This is a genomic window from Nonomuraea typhae (assembly GCF_009760925.1).
GTDB lineage: Bacteria > Actinomycetota > Actinomycetes > Streptosporangiales > Streptosporangiaceae > Nonomuraea > Nonomuraea typhae.
Genome location: NZ_VRLV01000001.1, coordinates 1,387,693 through 1,402,812 on the forward strand (window position 1 = coordinate 1,387,693; position 15,120 = coordinate 1,402,812).

At 71.8% G+C, this 15,120-nt stretch carries 13 protein-coding genes; 6 read left to right on the plus strand and 7 right to left on the minus strand.

What is annotated here, in order from left to right:
- Position 1: 1 nt before the first annotated feature.
- Complete coding sequence (locus FVE25_RS06450) at positions 2 to 1,225, minus strand: sugar ABC transporter substrate-binding protein (protein WP_157245403.1); 1,224 nt, start codon at positions 1,223 to 1,225, stop codon at positions 2 to 4.
- Positions 1,222 to 2,187 (minus strand): LacI family DNA-binding transcriptional regulator, encoded by a 966-nt coding sequence (locus tag FVE25_RS06455; RefSeq protein WP_157245404.1) that lies wholly within the window; start codon positions 2,185 to 2,187, stop codon positions 1,222 to 1,224. Before FVE25_RS06455 ends, FVE25_RS06450 begins: the two co-directional genes overlap by 4 nt.
- An 89-nt stretch (positions 2,188 to 2,276) precedes the next feature.
- On the opposite strand from FVE25_RS06455, the gene FVE25_RS06460 reads away from it, so the two are divergent.
- Positions 2,277 to 4,307: an amylo-alpha-1,6-glucosidase gene (locus tag FVE25_RS06460; RefSeq protein ID WP_246266668.1), complete on the plus strand. Its 2,031-nt coding sequence runs from the start codon at positions 2,277 to 2,279 to the stop codon at positions 4,305 to 4,307.
- Between the two features lie 50 nt (positions 4,308 to 4,357).
- Here the strand turns inward: FVE25_RS06460 and FVE25_RS06465 are convergent, their stop codons facing one another.
- Entirely contained in the window at positions 4,358 to 5,020 is a 663-nt protein-coding gene (locus FVE25_RS06465; protein WP_157245405.1) for a response regulator, read from the minus strand.
- Positions 5,017 to 6,141 (minus strand): sensor histidine kinase, encoded by a 1,125-nt coding sequence (locus FVE25_RS06470; protein WP_246266670.1) that lies wholly within the window; start codon positions 6,139 to 6,141, stop codon positions 5,017 to 5,019. Before FVE25_RS06470 ends, FVE25_RS06465 begins: the two co-directional genes overlap by 4 nt.
- A gap of 162 nt (positions 6,142 to 6,303) precedes the next feature.
- On the opposite strand from FVE25_RS06470, the gene FVE25_RS06475 reads away from it, so the two are divergent.
- Positions 6,304 to 7,455, plus strand: a complete 1,152-nt coding sequence (locus tag FVE25_RS06475) for an alpha/beta hydrolase family protein (RefSeq protein WP_157245406.1) — start codon at positions 6,304 to 6,306, stop codon at positions 7,453 to 7,455.
- Positions 7,456 to 7,510: 55 nt separating this feature from the next.
- Here the strand turns inward: FVE25_RS06475 and FVE25_RS06480 are convergent, their stop codons facing one another.
- Positions 7,511 to 8,647: an MCE family protein gene (locus tag FVE25_RS06480; RefSeq protein ID WP_157245407.1), complete on the minus strand. Its 1,137-nt coding sequence runs from the start codon at positions 8,645 to 8,647 to the stop codon at positions 7,511 to 7,513.
- A 171-nt stretch (positions 8,648 to 8,818) separates the two neighbouring features.
- On the opposite strand from FVE25_RS06480, the gene FVE25_RS06485 reads away from it, so the two are divergent.
- Positions 8,819 to 10,030 (plus strand): acyl-CoA dehydrogenase family protein, encoded by a 1,212-nt coding sequence (locus FVE25_RS06485; RefSeq protein WP_157245408.1) that lies wholly within the window; start codon positions 8,819 to 8,821, stop codon positions 10,028 to 10,030.
- A 42-nt stretch (positions 10,031 to 10,072) separates the two neighbouring features.
- On the opposite strand, the gene FVE25_RS06490 is transcribed toward FVE25_RS06485, so the two are convergent.
- Complete coding sequence (locus tag FVE25_RS06490; RefSeq protein WP_157245409.1) at positions 10,073 to 10,306, minus strand: hypothetical protein; 234 nt, start codon at positions 10,304 to 10,306, stop codon at positions 10,073 to 10,075.
- 103 nt (positions 10,307 to 10,409) lie between these two features.
- On the opposite strand from FVE25_RS06490, the gene ybiA reads away from it, so the two are divergent.
- Positions 10,410 to 10,952 (plus strand): riboflavin biosynthesis intermediates N-glycosidase, encoded by a 543-nt coding sequence (gene ybiA, locus FVE25_RS06495; RefSeq protein WP_157245410.1) that lies wholly within the window; start codon positions 10,410 to 10,412, stop codon positions 10,950 to 10,952.
- A gap of 2 nt (positions 10,953 to 10,954) precedes the next feature.
- Here ybiA and FVE25_RS06500 read toward each other — a convergent pair whose 3' ends face one another.
- On the minus strand, positions 10,955 to 12,070 hold the full coding sequence (locus FVE25_RS06500; protein WP_246266673.1) for a helix-turn-helix domain-containing protein: 1,116 nt from the start codon (positions 12,068 to 12,070) through the stop codon (positions 10,955 to 10,957).
- On the opposite strand from FVE25_RS06500, the gene FVE25_RS06505 reads away from it, so the two are divergent.
- Complete coding sequence (locus FVE25_RS06505) at positions 12,069 to 12,941, plus strand: alpha/beta hydrolase (RefSeq protein WP_157245411.1); 873 nt, start codon at positions 12,069 to 12,071, stop codon at positions 12,939 to 12,941. The genes FVE25_RS06500 and FVE25_RS06505 overlap by 2 nt on opposite strands.
- A 203-nt stretch (positions 12,942 to 13,144) precedes the next feature.
- Positions 13,145 to 15,120: DNA-directed RNA polymerase subunit beta (gene rpoB / locus FVE25_RS06510; RefSeq protein WP_157245412.1), on the plus strand; the 1,976-nt coding region annotated here is incomplete at its 3' end.

Consider the following 15,120-nt stretch of genomic DNA (forward strand, 5'->3'; position numbering starts at 1 on the left):
GTCAGCCGAGGGCGCTCTCGGTGTTCTTCTGCAGCCTGGCCAGGATCTCCTTGGGGTCCTTGGCGGCCAGCTGCTGCAGCCCGGTGTCGAAGTCGGCCAGGACGCTGTCCATCTTGGGGACGTTCACCGGTCCTTGGGCGTATGCGGCGCCGTTGACGAAGGCGGCGTCGCCGGGGAACTCCTTGAGGTAGGCGTCCTTGGCCGACTGCCGCGAGGGCATGACGCCGAAGGCCCTGGCGAAGGCGAGCTGCCGCTCGGGCCTGGTCATCGCCTCGACGAAGTCGACGGCCGCCGCCTTGTTGGCCGAGCGGGCCGCGATGCCCCAGCAGTTGGTGAACGACAGGGTGCCCTTGCCCTTGGGCCCGGCGGGCAGCTCGTGCACCGAGTACGCCACGTCGGGATAGTCGGCCCTCATCGCCCCCCTGATCCAGTTGCCCTCGATCGTCATCGCGGCCTTGCCCTTGCCGAACGCCTCGCCGCCCCACTCCGCGTCCAGCGCCTTGGCGTACTGGATCCGCTTGCCGGCCAGCAGTCCCTTGACGTACTCCAGCGCGGCGAGGTTCTCCGGGCTGTCGCCGGTGGCCTGCTTGCCGTCCTCGCTGGTGATCCAGCCGCCGGCGGCCACCATGAACACGCCCAGCCGGTCCCTCGTCTCGCCGAACGCCAGCGGCGTCACCCCCTTGATCTTCTTGGTGACCGCCGCCAGTTCCTCCCAGGTGGCCGGGATGTCACCGGGCCCCAGGCCGTTCTTCTTCCACAGCTCGTCGTTGACGATCAGCGCGAGCGTGGAGAAGTCCTTGGGCGCGCAGTAGAACGTCCCGTTGTAGGTGAACGTCTCACGCAGGGTCGGGTAGAAGTCCTGGCTGCCGGAGAGCTTGCCGGCGTACGGCTCCAGCGCGCCGACGCTGGCGTAGTCGGCGAAGCGCGCGGCGTCCACGTAGAAGACGTCCGGCGGGCTGCTGCCGGCCAGCGCCTGGCCGAGCTGCTGGTGGATGTCCTGGGCGGGGGTGACGGTGGCGGTGTTCCCGCCGGCCGCGGCCCATTCCGCGGCCGCCTGCTTGACCGCGGCGGTCTCGGCGTCGCCGGAGGAGGCCATGAGGACCTGGAGCGCGGCGGGGCCGCCGGTCCGCTGCTTCGGCGCGGCCCGCCGGTCGTCGAAGCCACTGCCACAGGCCGTGGCCGACAGGAGTACGGCTGCCGCCGCGGGGATCGCGAGGCGTTTCATGGGCGGGGGTCCTTTCGGATGACCAGGGAGGGGGTGAGCAGCACGTGGGAGGCGCCGGGCCGGTCGGAGAGCCGGTCGGTGAGGAGCTCCACACAGCGCGCCGCCGCCTCGGCCAGGGGCTGGCCGAGGCTGGTGAGCCCGACGGCCGCGGCCACGGGCGTGTCGTCGAACCCGACCACGGCCGGGGTGACCTGCAGGGCGCCCAGGGCCACCGCGTCGCTGACGCAGACCAGGGCGCCGGCGCCCCGCGCCACCAGGTCTTCGGCCGCCGCCCGCCCCTGGGCCACCGAGCCGTCGGTCTCCGCGGCGAGCGCGGCGTCGAGTCCTTCGGCGGCCAGCGCCCTGGACCAGCCGGCCCTGCGGTCGTCGCCGACGCCGGAGCCCGCCTCCCAGCCGATGAACCCGATCCGCCGGTGCCCGCCGTCGAGCAGGTGCCGGGTGGCCGCCTCGGTACCCGCGGCGCCATCCACGTCGACCCAGGGGTGGGCGGCGGCCGGCGCGTCCCAGGGGCGGCCGAAGGTGACGAACGGCAGCCCGCGCTCGGCCAGCCAGGCGGCGCGCGCATCGCCGTGGTGGGTGCTGGTCAGCACGAACCCGTCGGGCTCGAACTCGCCCAGCAGCTGATCGATCGTGGCGATCTCGGAACGATCGTCGTCGGCGGCGTAGAGCAGGACGCGGTAGCCGGATCTGGCCGCCGATTCGGTGAGCCCGTGCAGGAAACGGTCGAAGACGTTCATGCCATCCTGGGTCGCCTCGATCCGGATGGCCAGCAGCCGCGACCGGCCGGTACGCATCTGCCGGGCCGCGGCACTCACCCGGTAGCCGAGTGCCTCCACGGCCGCGAGCACGCGCTGCCGGGTCTCCTCCTTGACGATCTCGGGGGAGTTCAGCACGTTCGACACCGTCTGGCGGGACACGTTGGCAGAGCGCGCCACGTCGGCGATCGTCACCTTTTCCGCCATTTATGCCCTTTCTAAAGGTTTGATCGATCTAAAAGGCTTGTGACAGGATTAGATCGATCAAATAGACGGAGTGTCAAGGGGGCTTCACCGTGCACGACCACCGCCCGCAACCGCTGCTCCACGACCTCGTCGGCACCGTCATGGCGCCGACGAGCGCGCTGAGCGGCGCCGACGGCCAGATCAGGTCCCTCGGCGTGCAGGGACTCTTCCACGCCGACGCACGGGTGCTCTCCCTGGCCAGACTCGAGCTCGACGGCCGCGAACCCGAGCCGATCGGCCACGCCGTACCCGCTCCCGGAGTCTCCCATTTCGTCTCCCTGGCACGCTGGCTCGGCGACCGCGCCACCGACCCGACCGTCCGCGTGGACCGGGTCCGCACGATCACGCCCGGCGCCATGCGGGAGGAGATCACGATCGCCTCCACCGCCTCCGCGCCCGTCACCTGCACGGTCACCGTCGCGCTGAGCTGTGACCTGGCCGCCGTCGAGGTGGTCAAGTCGGGCGGCGCCGCCGTACCCCTCACCCCCGAGGCCGCCGGCGCCACGCTGACCTGGCAGGCGAACGGGACCCGGGTCATCGCCACCGCCGCGTCCGGTGACGCGGGCGCCGCGGCGTTGCGGTGGGAGGTGACCGTCGCGCCCGGCGAGCGCCTGACCACGCGCTGGGAGGTCTCCGTCACCGACTCGGGCGCGGTCGTCGCCGCGCCCCCGGGGCCGCGGGAGTGGAGCAGGCCGCGGGTCGAGGCGGACGACACCCGTCTGGTACGGCTGGCCCGCCAGTCGCTCGACGACCTGGAGTCGCTGCGGCTCACCGAGATCGCGGCGCCGGGGGACACGTTTCTGGGGGCCGGTGTGCCCTGGTATCTGACGTTGTTCGGCCGGGACAGCATCTGGGCGGCCCGCATGCTGCTGCCGCTCGGGACCGAGCTGGCCGCGGGGACCCTGCGGGTGCTGGCCCGGCGGCAGGGCGTCAAGGTCGACGCGGACACGGGCGAGGCGCCGGGCAAGATCATGCATGAGCTGCGGCGGCACGAGTTCGCCGTCGAGGGGAGCGGGTTCCACCTGCCGCCCGCCTATTACGGGACCATCGACGCCACTCCGCTCTGGATCGCGCTCCTGCATGACGCGTGGCGGTGGGGGCTGCCCGAGGGCGAGGTGGCCGCGTTGCTGCCCGCGCTGGAGGCGGCGCTCGGGTGGCTGGCCGATCATGGGGACGCCGACGGCGACGGGTTCCTCGAGTACCTCGACACCAGCGGGCGCGGGCTGGCCAACCAGGGCTGGAAGGACTCCGGCGACGCCGTGCGCTTCCGGGACGGCCGGCGGGGCGAGCCGCCCATCGCGCTGGTCGAGGTCCAGGGGTACGCCTACGAGGCGGCCGTCGCGGGGGCGGCGTTGCTGGAGGCGTTCGGACGGCCGGGGGGCTCGCGCTGGCTGGACTACGCGGGGCGGCTGGCGGAGCGCTTCCGGGAGCGGTTCTGGGTGGACGGCGGATATCCGGCACTGGCCCTCGATCGGGACAAGCGGCCGGTTGACGCGCTGACCAGCAACATCGGGCACCTGCTCGGGACCGGGATCCTGTGCGCGGCGGAGGAGCGGCAGATAGCCCAGACACTGAAAAATCCGGCTATGTCGGGTGGGTTTGGGTTGCGGACGATGTCGAGGGACGACGCGGGGTTCAGCCCCCACTCGTACCACTGCGGCTCCATCTGGGCCCACGACACCGCCATCGTGATCTCCGGCCTGGCCCGCACCGGCCACGGGGAACTGGCCGCCGGACTGGCGCAGGGAATTCTGGCGGCGGCCGAGACCTTCGGCTACCGGCTGCCCGAACTTCACGCCGGGGACGACCGCCGCCTGATGGGTCGGGCCGTGCCGTACCCTGCGGCCTGCCGTCCCCAAGCCTGGTCGGCGGCGGCGGCGATCGCCATCTTGCAGGCTGCCGCAGGGATCTATCCGGATGTTCCCGGCGGGCGGGTGACGGTCCGTCCGCTGCCCGGCGCGCCCCTGGGCGCACTGGCCGTGCGCGGGCTGCGAGTGGCCGGGGCGGCGGTGGACGTGACGGTCGACGGGTACGGCACGGCGCAGGTCACCGGGCTGCCGCCGGGCATCGAGGTGGTGTGAGCCGGGCTTGGGCACGTCGTCCGGCGTACGGGATCTGGTGCGGCCGTCGGTCAGGACGGGTGGATGAGACGCGTCTCGTAGGCGAAGATGACGGCCTGGACACGGTCACGCAGGCCCAGTTTCTCCAGAATCCGCCCCAGATGCGTCTTCACCGTGGCCTCCGCCAGATGCAGCGCCGCCGCGACCTCGCCGTTGGTCATGCCACGTCCGACCAGGACCAGCACCTCGAGCTCACGGCCGGTCAGCCGCTGGAGGCGCTCGTCCTGGCCGGGGCCGCTGCCGTTCAGGAGCTGGGGCGCGAACGTCTGCAGCAGCCGCCGGGTGACCCGCGGCGAAACCACCGCGTCCCCCGCCGCGATGCTCCGGATGGCGCCCAGCAGGTCGTCCGGCCGCGAGTTCTTCACCAGAAACCCGGACGCGCCCGCCTTCAGCCCCGCGAACGCATACTCGTCCAGGTCGAACGTGGTCAGAATGAGCACCCGGGTCTCCGGGCAGTCACGGACGATCCGGCGGGTCGCCTCGATGCCGTCGCCGCCGGGCATGCGCACGTCCATGAGGACGACGTCCGGGCGCAGTTGCCTGGCCAGCCGTACGGTCTCGGTGCCGTCGGCCGCCTCCGCGACGACCGTCATGTCCGGCTGGACGTCGAGGATCATGGTGAAGGCCATGCGCAGCAGGGCCTCGTCGTCGGCCAGCAGGACGCGGATGGTCATGGGGTGTGCGCCAGGTCGAGGCGGGCGATGACCTCCCAGCCGCCGTCCGGCGTCGGCCCCGCCCGCAGCGACCCGCCGTAGGCGGCCACGCGCTCGCGCATCGCGCGCAGGCCGTTTCCGCCGTGGGCGGCCACGTGCTCGGGTGGGACGTCCCCGCCGCCGGTGGTGCGGGTCCGGCTGGTCACTTCGATGACGGCCGCCTTGGGGGAGAGTCTGACGTCGGCGTGCACGCGGGTGCCGGGAGGGGCGTGCCGCAGGGCGTTCGTCAGCGCCTCCTGGACGATGCGGTAGACGGTGAGCTGCGCCAGGGCCGGGACAGGCGCGGGGTCGCCGTCCAGGGAGAGATCCACGGGCAGCCCCGCGGCCCGTACCTGCTCGGCGAGGCCGGGAAGCTGGGCGATGCCAGGAGCCGGGTCGCCGGAACCGGGGCCGGGGCGGAGGGCGGGCAGGGTGCGTTGCATGTCGGCCAGGGCGAGGCGGCCGGTCCGGGAGATCTGCTCCAGGGCGGCCGCGGCCCTGCCGGGCGAGTGTTCCCGGACGTAGGAGGCGCTGTCGGCCAGCGCGATCATGACCGACAGGTTGTGGGTGACGATGTCGTGCACCTCCCGCGCCGTGCGCGCCCGCTCCTCGGCGAGCGCCAGCCGGGCCCGCCGGTCACGGTCGCCTTCGAGTGCCGCCACGTACGCCCGCCGGGCACGCATCGCCGTACCGGACAGCGCGGCGGCGGCGACCGTGACGCTCAGCGCGACCACCGACAGCACGAACTGGCCCTCCGGCGCCCAGCGCGCGGAAGCCAGCACCACCCCGGCCTCGGTCACCGCCGCGGCCACGAGCGTGTGCCGCCACGGCGCGTGGGCGCCCACGGTGTAGAGGGCCACCAGCAACGCCACGTCGGCAGGCAACTGAATGCCGCGCATCCACTGCGCCAGCGCCACCCCACTGATCACCGCGAACACCGGCTCCGGCGCCGCCCTGCGCCACACCAGCGGCAGCAGCAGCGCCACCTGGAAGAGGATGAATTCGGGCCCGCCCCGCAGCACCTGACCGGGGCCGAGGGTGAGGACGAAGAGCGCGGCCGCCGCCAGGGCGTCGAGCATCCAGGGCCGGATGCCGGTGGTCATGCGGCCCACATTAGTGGACCTACATGGACAAACTTCCTCCTCCTTGGGGAGGAGGGTCAGCCTGCGGTCGTACCGGACCATCATGCCCAGGACGCTCGTCGCCCGCGCCCGGCCGCTGGCAGCCTCGTCGGCACAACCTGCCAACCAAGGAGCTGACCACCTATGCCCCACATCGCCCTGACCGCAGCCACCTTCGGCGTCCTCGCCGCACTGGCCGTACCGGCCGCCTCCACGACGAGCGCGGGTTCGCCGGCCCGGGGTCTGACGAGCCTGGGCAGGACGGACGCGGGTACGGCGGGGCCGCAGACGCTGACCCTGCCCGCGCCGACCGGTGCCAAGCCCATCGGGACCCGGAACCTGCGCCTGGTCGACCGCTCGCGACGCGACCCCCTGCTCCGAAGCCGTCCCTACCGGGAACTGATGGTGAGCCTCTGGTACCCGGCGGCGCCCTCCACCCGGCCCTACGCCCCCCACATGGCCCCCCGGGCCGCAGCCGACTGGGACGAGCACTCGGCCCCCGGCATGGGGGTGAAGAAGGGCCTGGCCGACTGGGCCGCCACCCGTACCCATGCCCGCCAGGACGCCCCGGTCGAGCGTGGCGCGGGCAAGCTGCCGGTGGTGGTGTTCGAGCCGGGTGACGGCGGCCCCCGCACCCTGGGCACCGCGCTGGTGGAAGAACTGGCCAGCCGCGGCTACACGGTCCTCACCATCGACCACACCTACGAGGCCGACCAGGTCGAGTTCCCCGGCGGGCGGGTCGAGCGCGCCGTGCCCCTGCCCGGCAAGCTGACCCCGCGCGTCATCGAAAAGCTGCTCCGCCTGCATCACAAGGCCCGCGTGGCCGACGTCGGATACATCCTCAGCCAGCTCCCCGCCCTCGGCGAACGCGAGATGGGCGGCATGCTGGACCTGTCCAGGATCGGCATCCTCGGCCAGTCGATCGGCGGATCCGTCGCCGCCCAGCTGGCCCACGACGACGCCCGCGTGGACGCCGCCGCCAACCTGGACGGCTCCTACGTCGGCCCGGTCGCGCGCACCGGAGTGGCCAAGCCGTTCCTGCAACTGGCGGCCGAGTCCCACACCCAGGCCGGCGACCCGAGCTGGAAGTCGTTCTGGGCCAGATCGACCGGCTGGAAGAAGGAGGTACGCCTGCCGGGCGCGGCCCACGGCTCCTTCACCGACCTGCAGGCGCTGTTGCCGCAGCTGAAGGGTGTGCCGTCGAAGGACCTGATCGGCACGATCGACCCGCAGCGCTCGATCGCCCTCCAGCGCGCCGCCATCACGGACTTCTTCGACCAGCACCTCAAGCCCTGACCCGCCGCAGGTCGCCCACGGTCGGACGGTTCCCGGTCATCACCGGTTGCGGGCCTCACCCGCCTCCGGGCGGCGGCAGGAGGCCGCCTATCGAGACGTCCGGCCGTTTCACCCGCGCCTCCGGCAGCAGGCCGGAGGCGTCCAGGCCGGCGTGGTTCAGCGCCCGCCCCAGCGGGTTGAGCGGTTTCAGCAGCGGCTCGCACTGGGCGGGCGGCGTCCCCATCGCGGCGGCCAGCGAGCACAACCACATCGCCAGGTCGTCCGTCTGCGCGTTGAGGTCGAGCCGGGCCCGGAACGTCCCGGATCGCGGGTCGTAGGCGTTGTTGGCGTTGTTCACGGCCAGCGGCGCCGTCTGGAGAAAGGACTCGATCGAGGCGCGCTGCCGTACCAGCAGCTCGGTGATGTCCGCCAGGTCGCGGGTGCCGGCCGTGATCTCGCCGCGATTGTCCTCGACGAAGCCGGCCACCTGCTCGAGCGTCCGGGACAGGCCCTTGAAGACGGCGCGCAGCTCGTCCCGCTCGTCGTCGAGCCCGCCGGAGACCGTCGCCAGGTCGCGCATGAAGGCGCGGATCCGGGCGTCGTCCTCGGTCATCGCGCCGGTGATCTCGGCGAGGTTGCGGATGGTCCGGGAGAACTCGTCCCGGTTGGCGGCCAGGGCGGAGGCGGCGTCGGACAGGCTGCGGACGCCGGCCCCGACCGTGGCCCCCTGGCCGCCGAAGGTGTCGGCCGACACCTTGAGCAGGCGGGACAGCGAGCCGTCCGCGTTGGCGCCCTCGGGCCCCAGCGCCCTGGTGAGCGTGTTGAAACTGGCCAGCGCCTCGTCGATCTCCACGGGCACGCGGCCGGCGGCGAGGGTGGCTCCCTGTTTGAGGATCGGGCCCCCGGTGTACGGCGGGGCGAGCTGGACGAAGCGGTCGGCCACCACCGACCGGGCCACGATGACCGCCTCCGCGTCCGCGGGCACCTTGTGGGCGGAGTCGTAGGCGAGGTCCACCCTGACCTGGTCGCCCATCGGGGTCACGGCGGTCACCTCGCCCACCTTGACGCCCAGGATGCGCACGTCGGAGCCGGGATACAGGCCGACGACGCGGTCGAAGCGGACGCTCGCGCGGACCGTCCCGCCGGGCTGCAGCAGCAGGAATGCGGCGCAGGCGGCCAGGGTGGCCAGGAGGGCGGCGAGCCAGCGGTTCATGGGGGGCTCCCGGGCGGTCGGGAATGGTGAGCGAAACGCTACCGAGCGTCACCGACATTCGCGGGGCTTTCCGGCCTGGCGGCGCCGTCTACCGCCCGGTAGGGTGTTACCGGCGGTAACGTTTCCGGGTCCGCGGCTGCGCCGTACCGGAAGTCTCAGGGGAGCAGAGAGATGAGCGGCTTCTGTCCGGAGCTCGGCGGCGACGTGCTCGAAGTGCGTGACTGGGTGCGCACGTTCGCCCGCGACGTCATCCGCCCCGCCGCCGCCGAATGGGACGAACGCGAGGAAACTCCGTGGCCCGTCATCCAGGAGGCGGCCAAGATCGGGCTCTACTCGCTGGACTTCTTCGCCACCCAGTGGTTCGAGGAGAGCGGGCTGGCGCTGCCGGTGGCGTTCGAGGAGATCTTCTGGGGGGACGCGGGGATCGGGTTGTCCATCGTCGGGACCGGGCTGGCCGCCGCGGCGCTGGCCTCGAGCGGGACGCCGGAGCAGATGGGCGAGTGGCTGCCGCAGATGTTCGGCAGTGAGAACGACGTGAAGCTGGGCGCCTTCTGCGCCTCGGAACCGGACGCCGGTTCCGACGTCGGGGCCATCCGGACCCGGGCCGTGCGGGATCCGTCCGGCGACTGGATCCTCAACGGCGTCAAGACCTGGGCCACCAACGGCGGCATCGCCAACGTCCACGTCGTCGTCGCCTCCGTCGATCCGGCGCTCGGCGCCCGGGGGCAGGCGTCGTTCGTCATCCCGCCGGACACGCCGGGACTGTCCATGGGGCAGAAGTTCAAGAAGCACGGCATCCGGGCCTCCCACACCGCCGAGGTCATCCTGGACAACGTACGCGTGCCCGCGTCATGCCTGCTCGGCGGCCCGGAGAAGCTGGAGTCCCGCCTGGCCAGGGTCCGCAACGGCGAGCGCTCCGGCGAACAGGGGGCGATGCGCACCTTCGAGACCACCCGGCCGTCCGTGGCCGCCATGGCCGTGGGGATCGCACGCGCCGGGTACGAGTACGCGCGCGACTACGCGGTCGAACGCGAGCAGTTCGGCCGCAAGATCGGGGAGAACCAGGCGATCGCCTTTCTCCTGGCCGACATGGCGACCCGGGTGGACATGGCGCGCATGCTGACCTGGCGCGCGGCCTGGATGGCGCGGAACGGCCGGCAGTTCGAGCAGGCGGAGGGGTCGATGTCGAAGCTGGTGGCAGGGGAGACGGCCGTCTGGGTGACCGAGCAGGCCATTCAGATCCTGGGCGGCGCCGGATACACGCGCGAGCATCCGGTCGAGCGCTTCCATCGGGACGCCAAGATCTACACGATTTTTGAAGGCACCAGCGAGATCCAGCGGCTGATCATCGGTCGGGCGGTCACGGGGCTGCCGGTCCGCTAGCCGGTGAAGGCCGGACCGCCCCCGGCCCTCACCCGTGGTTCGTCAGCAGGGCGTGAAGAAGACCTTCACCGGGCCCGACAGCGTCCCCCACTGCCCGCCGGGCTGGCCGCAGCCGAACCAGCGCTGGCCGATGACCTGGTCACCGCTGTAGTAGCTGAAGACGATGAGGTTGTCGCCCCCGGGCGGGGGAGGAGGAATGGCGTGGGCGGGTGCCGAGCCGAGGGCGAGCGCGCCGGCGGCCAGCACCGCCGCTAAAACTCCTCGCTTGGTCTTCATGAAGGTCCTCCGGATCAGAGCGGATGCCGAGGTCGATGGTGTGATCTGACATCATCACGGGATCCGCCTTCGATCAAGGCCGGAGAATGGTGGAGGAGGGTGCGTGGAGCTTCCCCGGAGCCTGGACGAAGCGATCGCCTTCGAGCGTGAGGGGCGCGGCCTGCGGTACCTGTTCTTCTGGGGCCACCAGCCGGGCAAGGACGGCGCGGGCTGCCTGTCGCAGTGGTGGCCGGTCTCCTTCACCGAGGACGGGCACACGTTCACCTCGGCCGAGCACTACATGATGGCCCATAAGGCATGGCTCTTCGGCGACCACGACACCGCGCGGCGCATCCTCGGCGCGGCGCATCCGGGTGAGGCCAAGGCACTCGGCCGGGCCGTGACGGGGTTCGACGAGGAGCGGTGGCTGGCGCACCGCTTCGGCATCGTGGTCCGGGGCAACGTCGCCAAGTTCGGCCAGCATGCCGAGCTGGCCGCCTACCTGCTGGCCACGCGGGACCGGGTGCTGGTCGAGGCCAGCCCGGTGGACCGGATCTGGGGGATCGGCCTGGCCGCCGCCGACGAGCGGGCCGGTTCGCCGGCGGCCTGGCGGGGGCTCAACCTGCTGGGGTTCGCGCTGATGGCGGCGCGGGACGCCCTGGGCTGAGCTCAGCCGGCCACCAGGCGGTGGGCGGTGAGGGCGAGGCGGGCGCGGGCCAGGCCCGCCGGGTCGGCGAGCGGGATGCCCACCGCCGCGGCGATCGATTCGAGGCGGCGGGCGACGCTGCTGTGGTGCAGGTGCAGCAGCTCGGCGGCACGCCGCAACGAGCCGGTGGCGCAGTAAGCGTCGAGGGTGTCGAGGTCCGATTCCGGCAGCAGCGAGACGGCGGCCACGTCGGGGTTGGCGCGGGCGGCCGCCTCGGGGACCTCCGCCAGCAGGGCCAGCGCGCCCAGCTCCGCGTGGTGGACGACGGGCGCGCGGGGGCCGGTGAAGCGCAGCGCGGTGCGGGCCTCGCGCCAGGACAGGTCGGTACGGCCGGCGGCCCCGACCCCGGCCCGCACGCCCTCGGGGAACGAGCCGACGGTCGTGGCCAGGATGACGCCCGCCTCCGGCAGGGGCGCGGCCTTGGCGGGACGGCCGGGGCAGATCAGGCGGGCGACCTGGTCCAGCGGGAGGGCGGAGCGCACGGCGACCACCCGGATCGGATGCCCGGCGGGGAAGCCGAGCAGGCGCAGGGCACGGGCCCGGGCGGGCTCGTCGGTTCCGGCGCTGATGGCCAGCTCGACCAGCGCCGGGTCGGCCATGGTCGTGGCGGCCGGGCCGTACCTCTCGACGACGGCCGTGACGGCGAGGGCCAGGCGTTCGAGGACGAGATCGTCGAGCGGGCCGGGCGGGCCGGGGCGTTCGAGCCAGACTGTGCCGATGTGCTCGCCGTCCAGGACGACGGGCGCGCGGGAGGAGGCGGGGGCCTCGGGCCTGTCCTGGCCGTCGGGGCTCATGCGGGTGCCGCGGCCGGCGCCGGTCAGCCCGATCCCGGTCACGCACTCGGCGAACCCGGCCGTGGCTCTGGCCAGCGCGGGCAGGTCGGCGCGGCGGCGCGTCAGCGTGTCGTAGAACATGATGACGCGCACGGCGCCTTCCGCCTGCGGATCGAGCTGCGACAGCCGTACGGCGAGGGCCTCCATGGATCGGGAGCCTACGCGGCGATCGTCGCGTGCGGGGGCCTGGATGCGCGCCGGATGGCGGATGTACGGCGGCGCGCGGGCGGCCAGGATGTCGTGCATGGATTCCGAACTCGAACCGTTCCTGTCGCTCATTCCGCGAGCCGACCTGTCCGACCCGATCGGCGAGCGCAAGACGCTGGCCGGCCTGATCGCCGCGCTGCCGCAGCCGGACGTCTCCGGGCTGGAGGTGAGCGACAGCGACGAACCGGGCGTGCCTGTGCGGATCTACCGGCCGCCGGCGGCGCACGGCACCATCGTCTGGATGCACGGCGGCGGATTCTGCACCGGCACCCTCGACAGCGAGCACCCGTTCGCCGCCCGGCTCGCCGTGGACTCCGGCGCGGTGGTGATCTCGGTGGACTACCGGCTGGCGCCCGAGCATCCCTTCCCCGCGGCCCATGACGACGCCTACCGGGTGACGAACTGGGCGGCCGGGCACGTGGCAGAGCCGGGGCTGCTGGCGGTCGGCGGCATGAGCGCCGGTGGCGGCCTGGCGGCCGGGGTGGCGCTGCGGGCGCGGGACGAAGGTGGGCCGCGGATCGGGTTCCAGCTGCTCAACCAGCCGGTTCTGGACCACCGGCGGGAGACGGTCTCGGCTCGGCGCTTCACCGAGACGCCGCGCATGGACCGGGAGAACGTCGGGCACGCCTGGGAGCACTACCTCGGTGGCGGCCCGGTCACGCCGTATGCGGCGCCGGCGCTGGCCGATGACCTGTCGGGGCTGCCTCCGGCCTACGTCGCGGCGGCGGAGTTCGACCCGCTGCGCGACGAGGGCATCGCCTATGCCGCGCGGCTTCTGGAGGCGGGGGTCGAGGCCGAGCTGCACGTGTGGCGTGGCACCTTCCACGGTTCGCATGCGATCCTGTCCGCCGAGGTCTCCCAGCGGCAGATGGCCGAGATGGCGGCGGTGCTGCGCTCGGCTTTTCGCTGAATTGACAAAAGGCGGAGGCGTAGGGCATTCTATAGATGCGCCCCCGATCGTGGGGTTCGCGTTAGCGTGGACAAATTCTGGTGAAGCGAGTACGCTCATGCTTCCACGCTGCCTTCCTTGACGACCCGCGGTGCTCGCTCACACCGTGACGTTGTCTGGCGTGCGTGTAGTCAGTCCGCCGCGAGCCCTCGGAAGGACATCTGTTGGCAGCCTCGCGCAACGCCTCCGCCGTACCCGCCGGTCCCCGTCGCGTCTCTTTCGCGCGTATCCAGGAGCCCCTCGAAGTTCCTGATCTCCTCGCCCTGCAAACCGAGTCGTTCGACTGGCTGCTGGGCAACGAGAAGTGGAAGGCCCGGGTTGAGGCGGCTCGCCAGGCCGGGCGCAGGGACGTCCCGACCCAGTCGGGCCTCGAAGAGATCTTCGAAGAGATCAGTCCCATTGAGGACTTCTCGGGGACCATGTCCTTGTCGTTCCGCGATCACCGGTTCGAGCCGCCCAAGTACTCAGTCGATGAGTGCAAAGACAAGGACATGACCTTCTCCGCCCCGATGTTCGTGACGGCGGAGTTCATCAATAACACCACCGGTGAGATCAAGAGCCAGACGGTGTTCATGGGCGACTTCCCCATCATGACCCCCAAGGGCACCTTTATCGTCAACGGCACTGAGCGGGTGGTCATTTCGCAGTTGGTGCGTTCGCCGGGTGTCTATTTCGGCCGCAGTGTCGACAAGACCTCCGACAAGGATCTGTTCGACTGCCGGGTGATCCCCTCGCGGGGCGCCTGGCTGGAGTTCGAGATCGACAAGCGTGACAGCGTCGGCGTCCGCATCGACCGCAAGCGCAAGCAGCCTGTCACGGTGCTGCTGAAGGCGCTGGGGTGGACCAGCGAGCAGATCCTGGAGCGCTTCGGCCAGTACGAGTCGATGCGGGCCACGCTGGAGAAGGACCACACCGCCGGTCAGGACGACGCGCTGCTGGACATCTACCGCAAGCTGCGGCCGGGTGAGCCGCCGACCAAGGAGTCGGCGCAGACGCTGCTGGAGAACCTGTACTTCAACCCCAAGCGGTACGACCTGGCCAAGGTGGGTCGCTACAAGATCAACAAGAAGCTTGGTGTTGATTCGGAGATCACGCAGGGCACGCTGACCGAAGAGGACGTCGTCTCCACTATCGAATACCTGGTGCGCCTGCACGCCGGCACGGAAGTGGACGGCCGCCTCCTGGAGATCGACGACATCGACCACTTCGGCAACCGCCGGGTGCGCAGCGTCGGCGAGCTCATCCAGAACCAGGTACGGCTGGGCCTGGCCCGCATGGAGCGCGTCGTCCGCGAGCGCATGACCACGCAGGACGTCGAGGCGATCACGCCGCAGACCCTGATCAACATCCGCCCGGTCGTGGCTTCGCTCCGGGAGTTCTTCGGCACCTCGCAGCTGTCGCAGTTCATGGACCAGACCAACCCGCTGTCCGGCCTGACGAACAGGCGGCGGCTGACCGCGGTGGGCCCCGGCGGCCTGTCCCGGGAGCGGGCCGGCGTGGAGATGCGCGACGTGCACCCGTCCCACTACGGCCGGATGTGCCCGATCGAGACGCCGGAAGGCCCCAACATCGGCCTCATCGGCTACCTCGCCTGCTTCGCCCGGCTCAACGCCTTCGGCTTCGTCGAGACGCCCTACCGCAAGGTCGTCGACGGCAAGGTGACCGAGCAGATCGACTACCTCACCGCCGACGAGGAGGAGCGGTACGTCATCGCCCAGGCGAACTCCCCGCTGTCGGCGGACGGCGGGTTCGCCGAGCGGCGCGTGCTGGTGCGCACCAAGGGCGGGGAGTTCGAGTACGTCCGCTCGGACGAGGTGCACTACATGGACGTCTCGCCGCGTCAGATGGTGTCGGTGGCGACCGCGATGATCCCCTTCCTCGAGCACGACGACGCCAACCGCGCGCTCATGGGCGCGAACATGATGCGCCAGTCGGTGCCGCTGCTGCGGAGCGAGGCGCCGCTGGTCGGCACCGGCATGGAGTACCGTGCCGCCACCGACACGGGCGACATCATCCTCGCGGAGAAGGCCGGTGTGGTGGAGGAGGTCTCCGCCGACTACGTCACGGTGATGAACGACGACGGCACCCGCACCACCTACCGGGTGGCGAAGTTCAAGCGCTCCAACCAGGGCACGAGCTT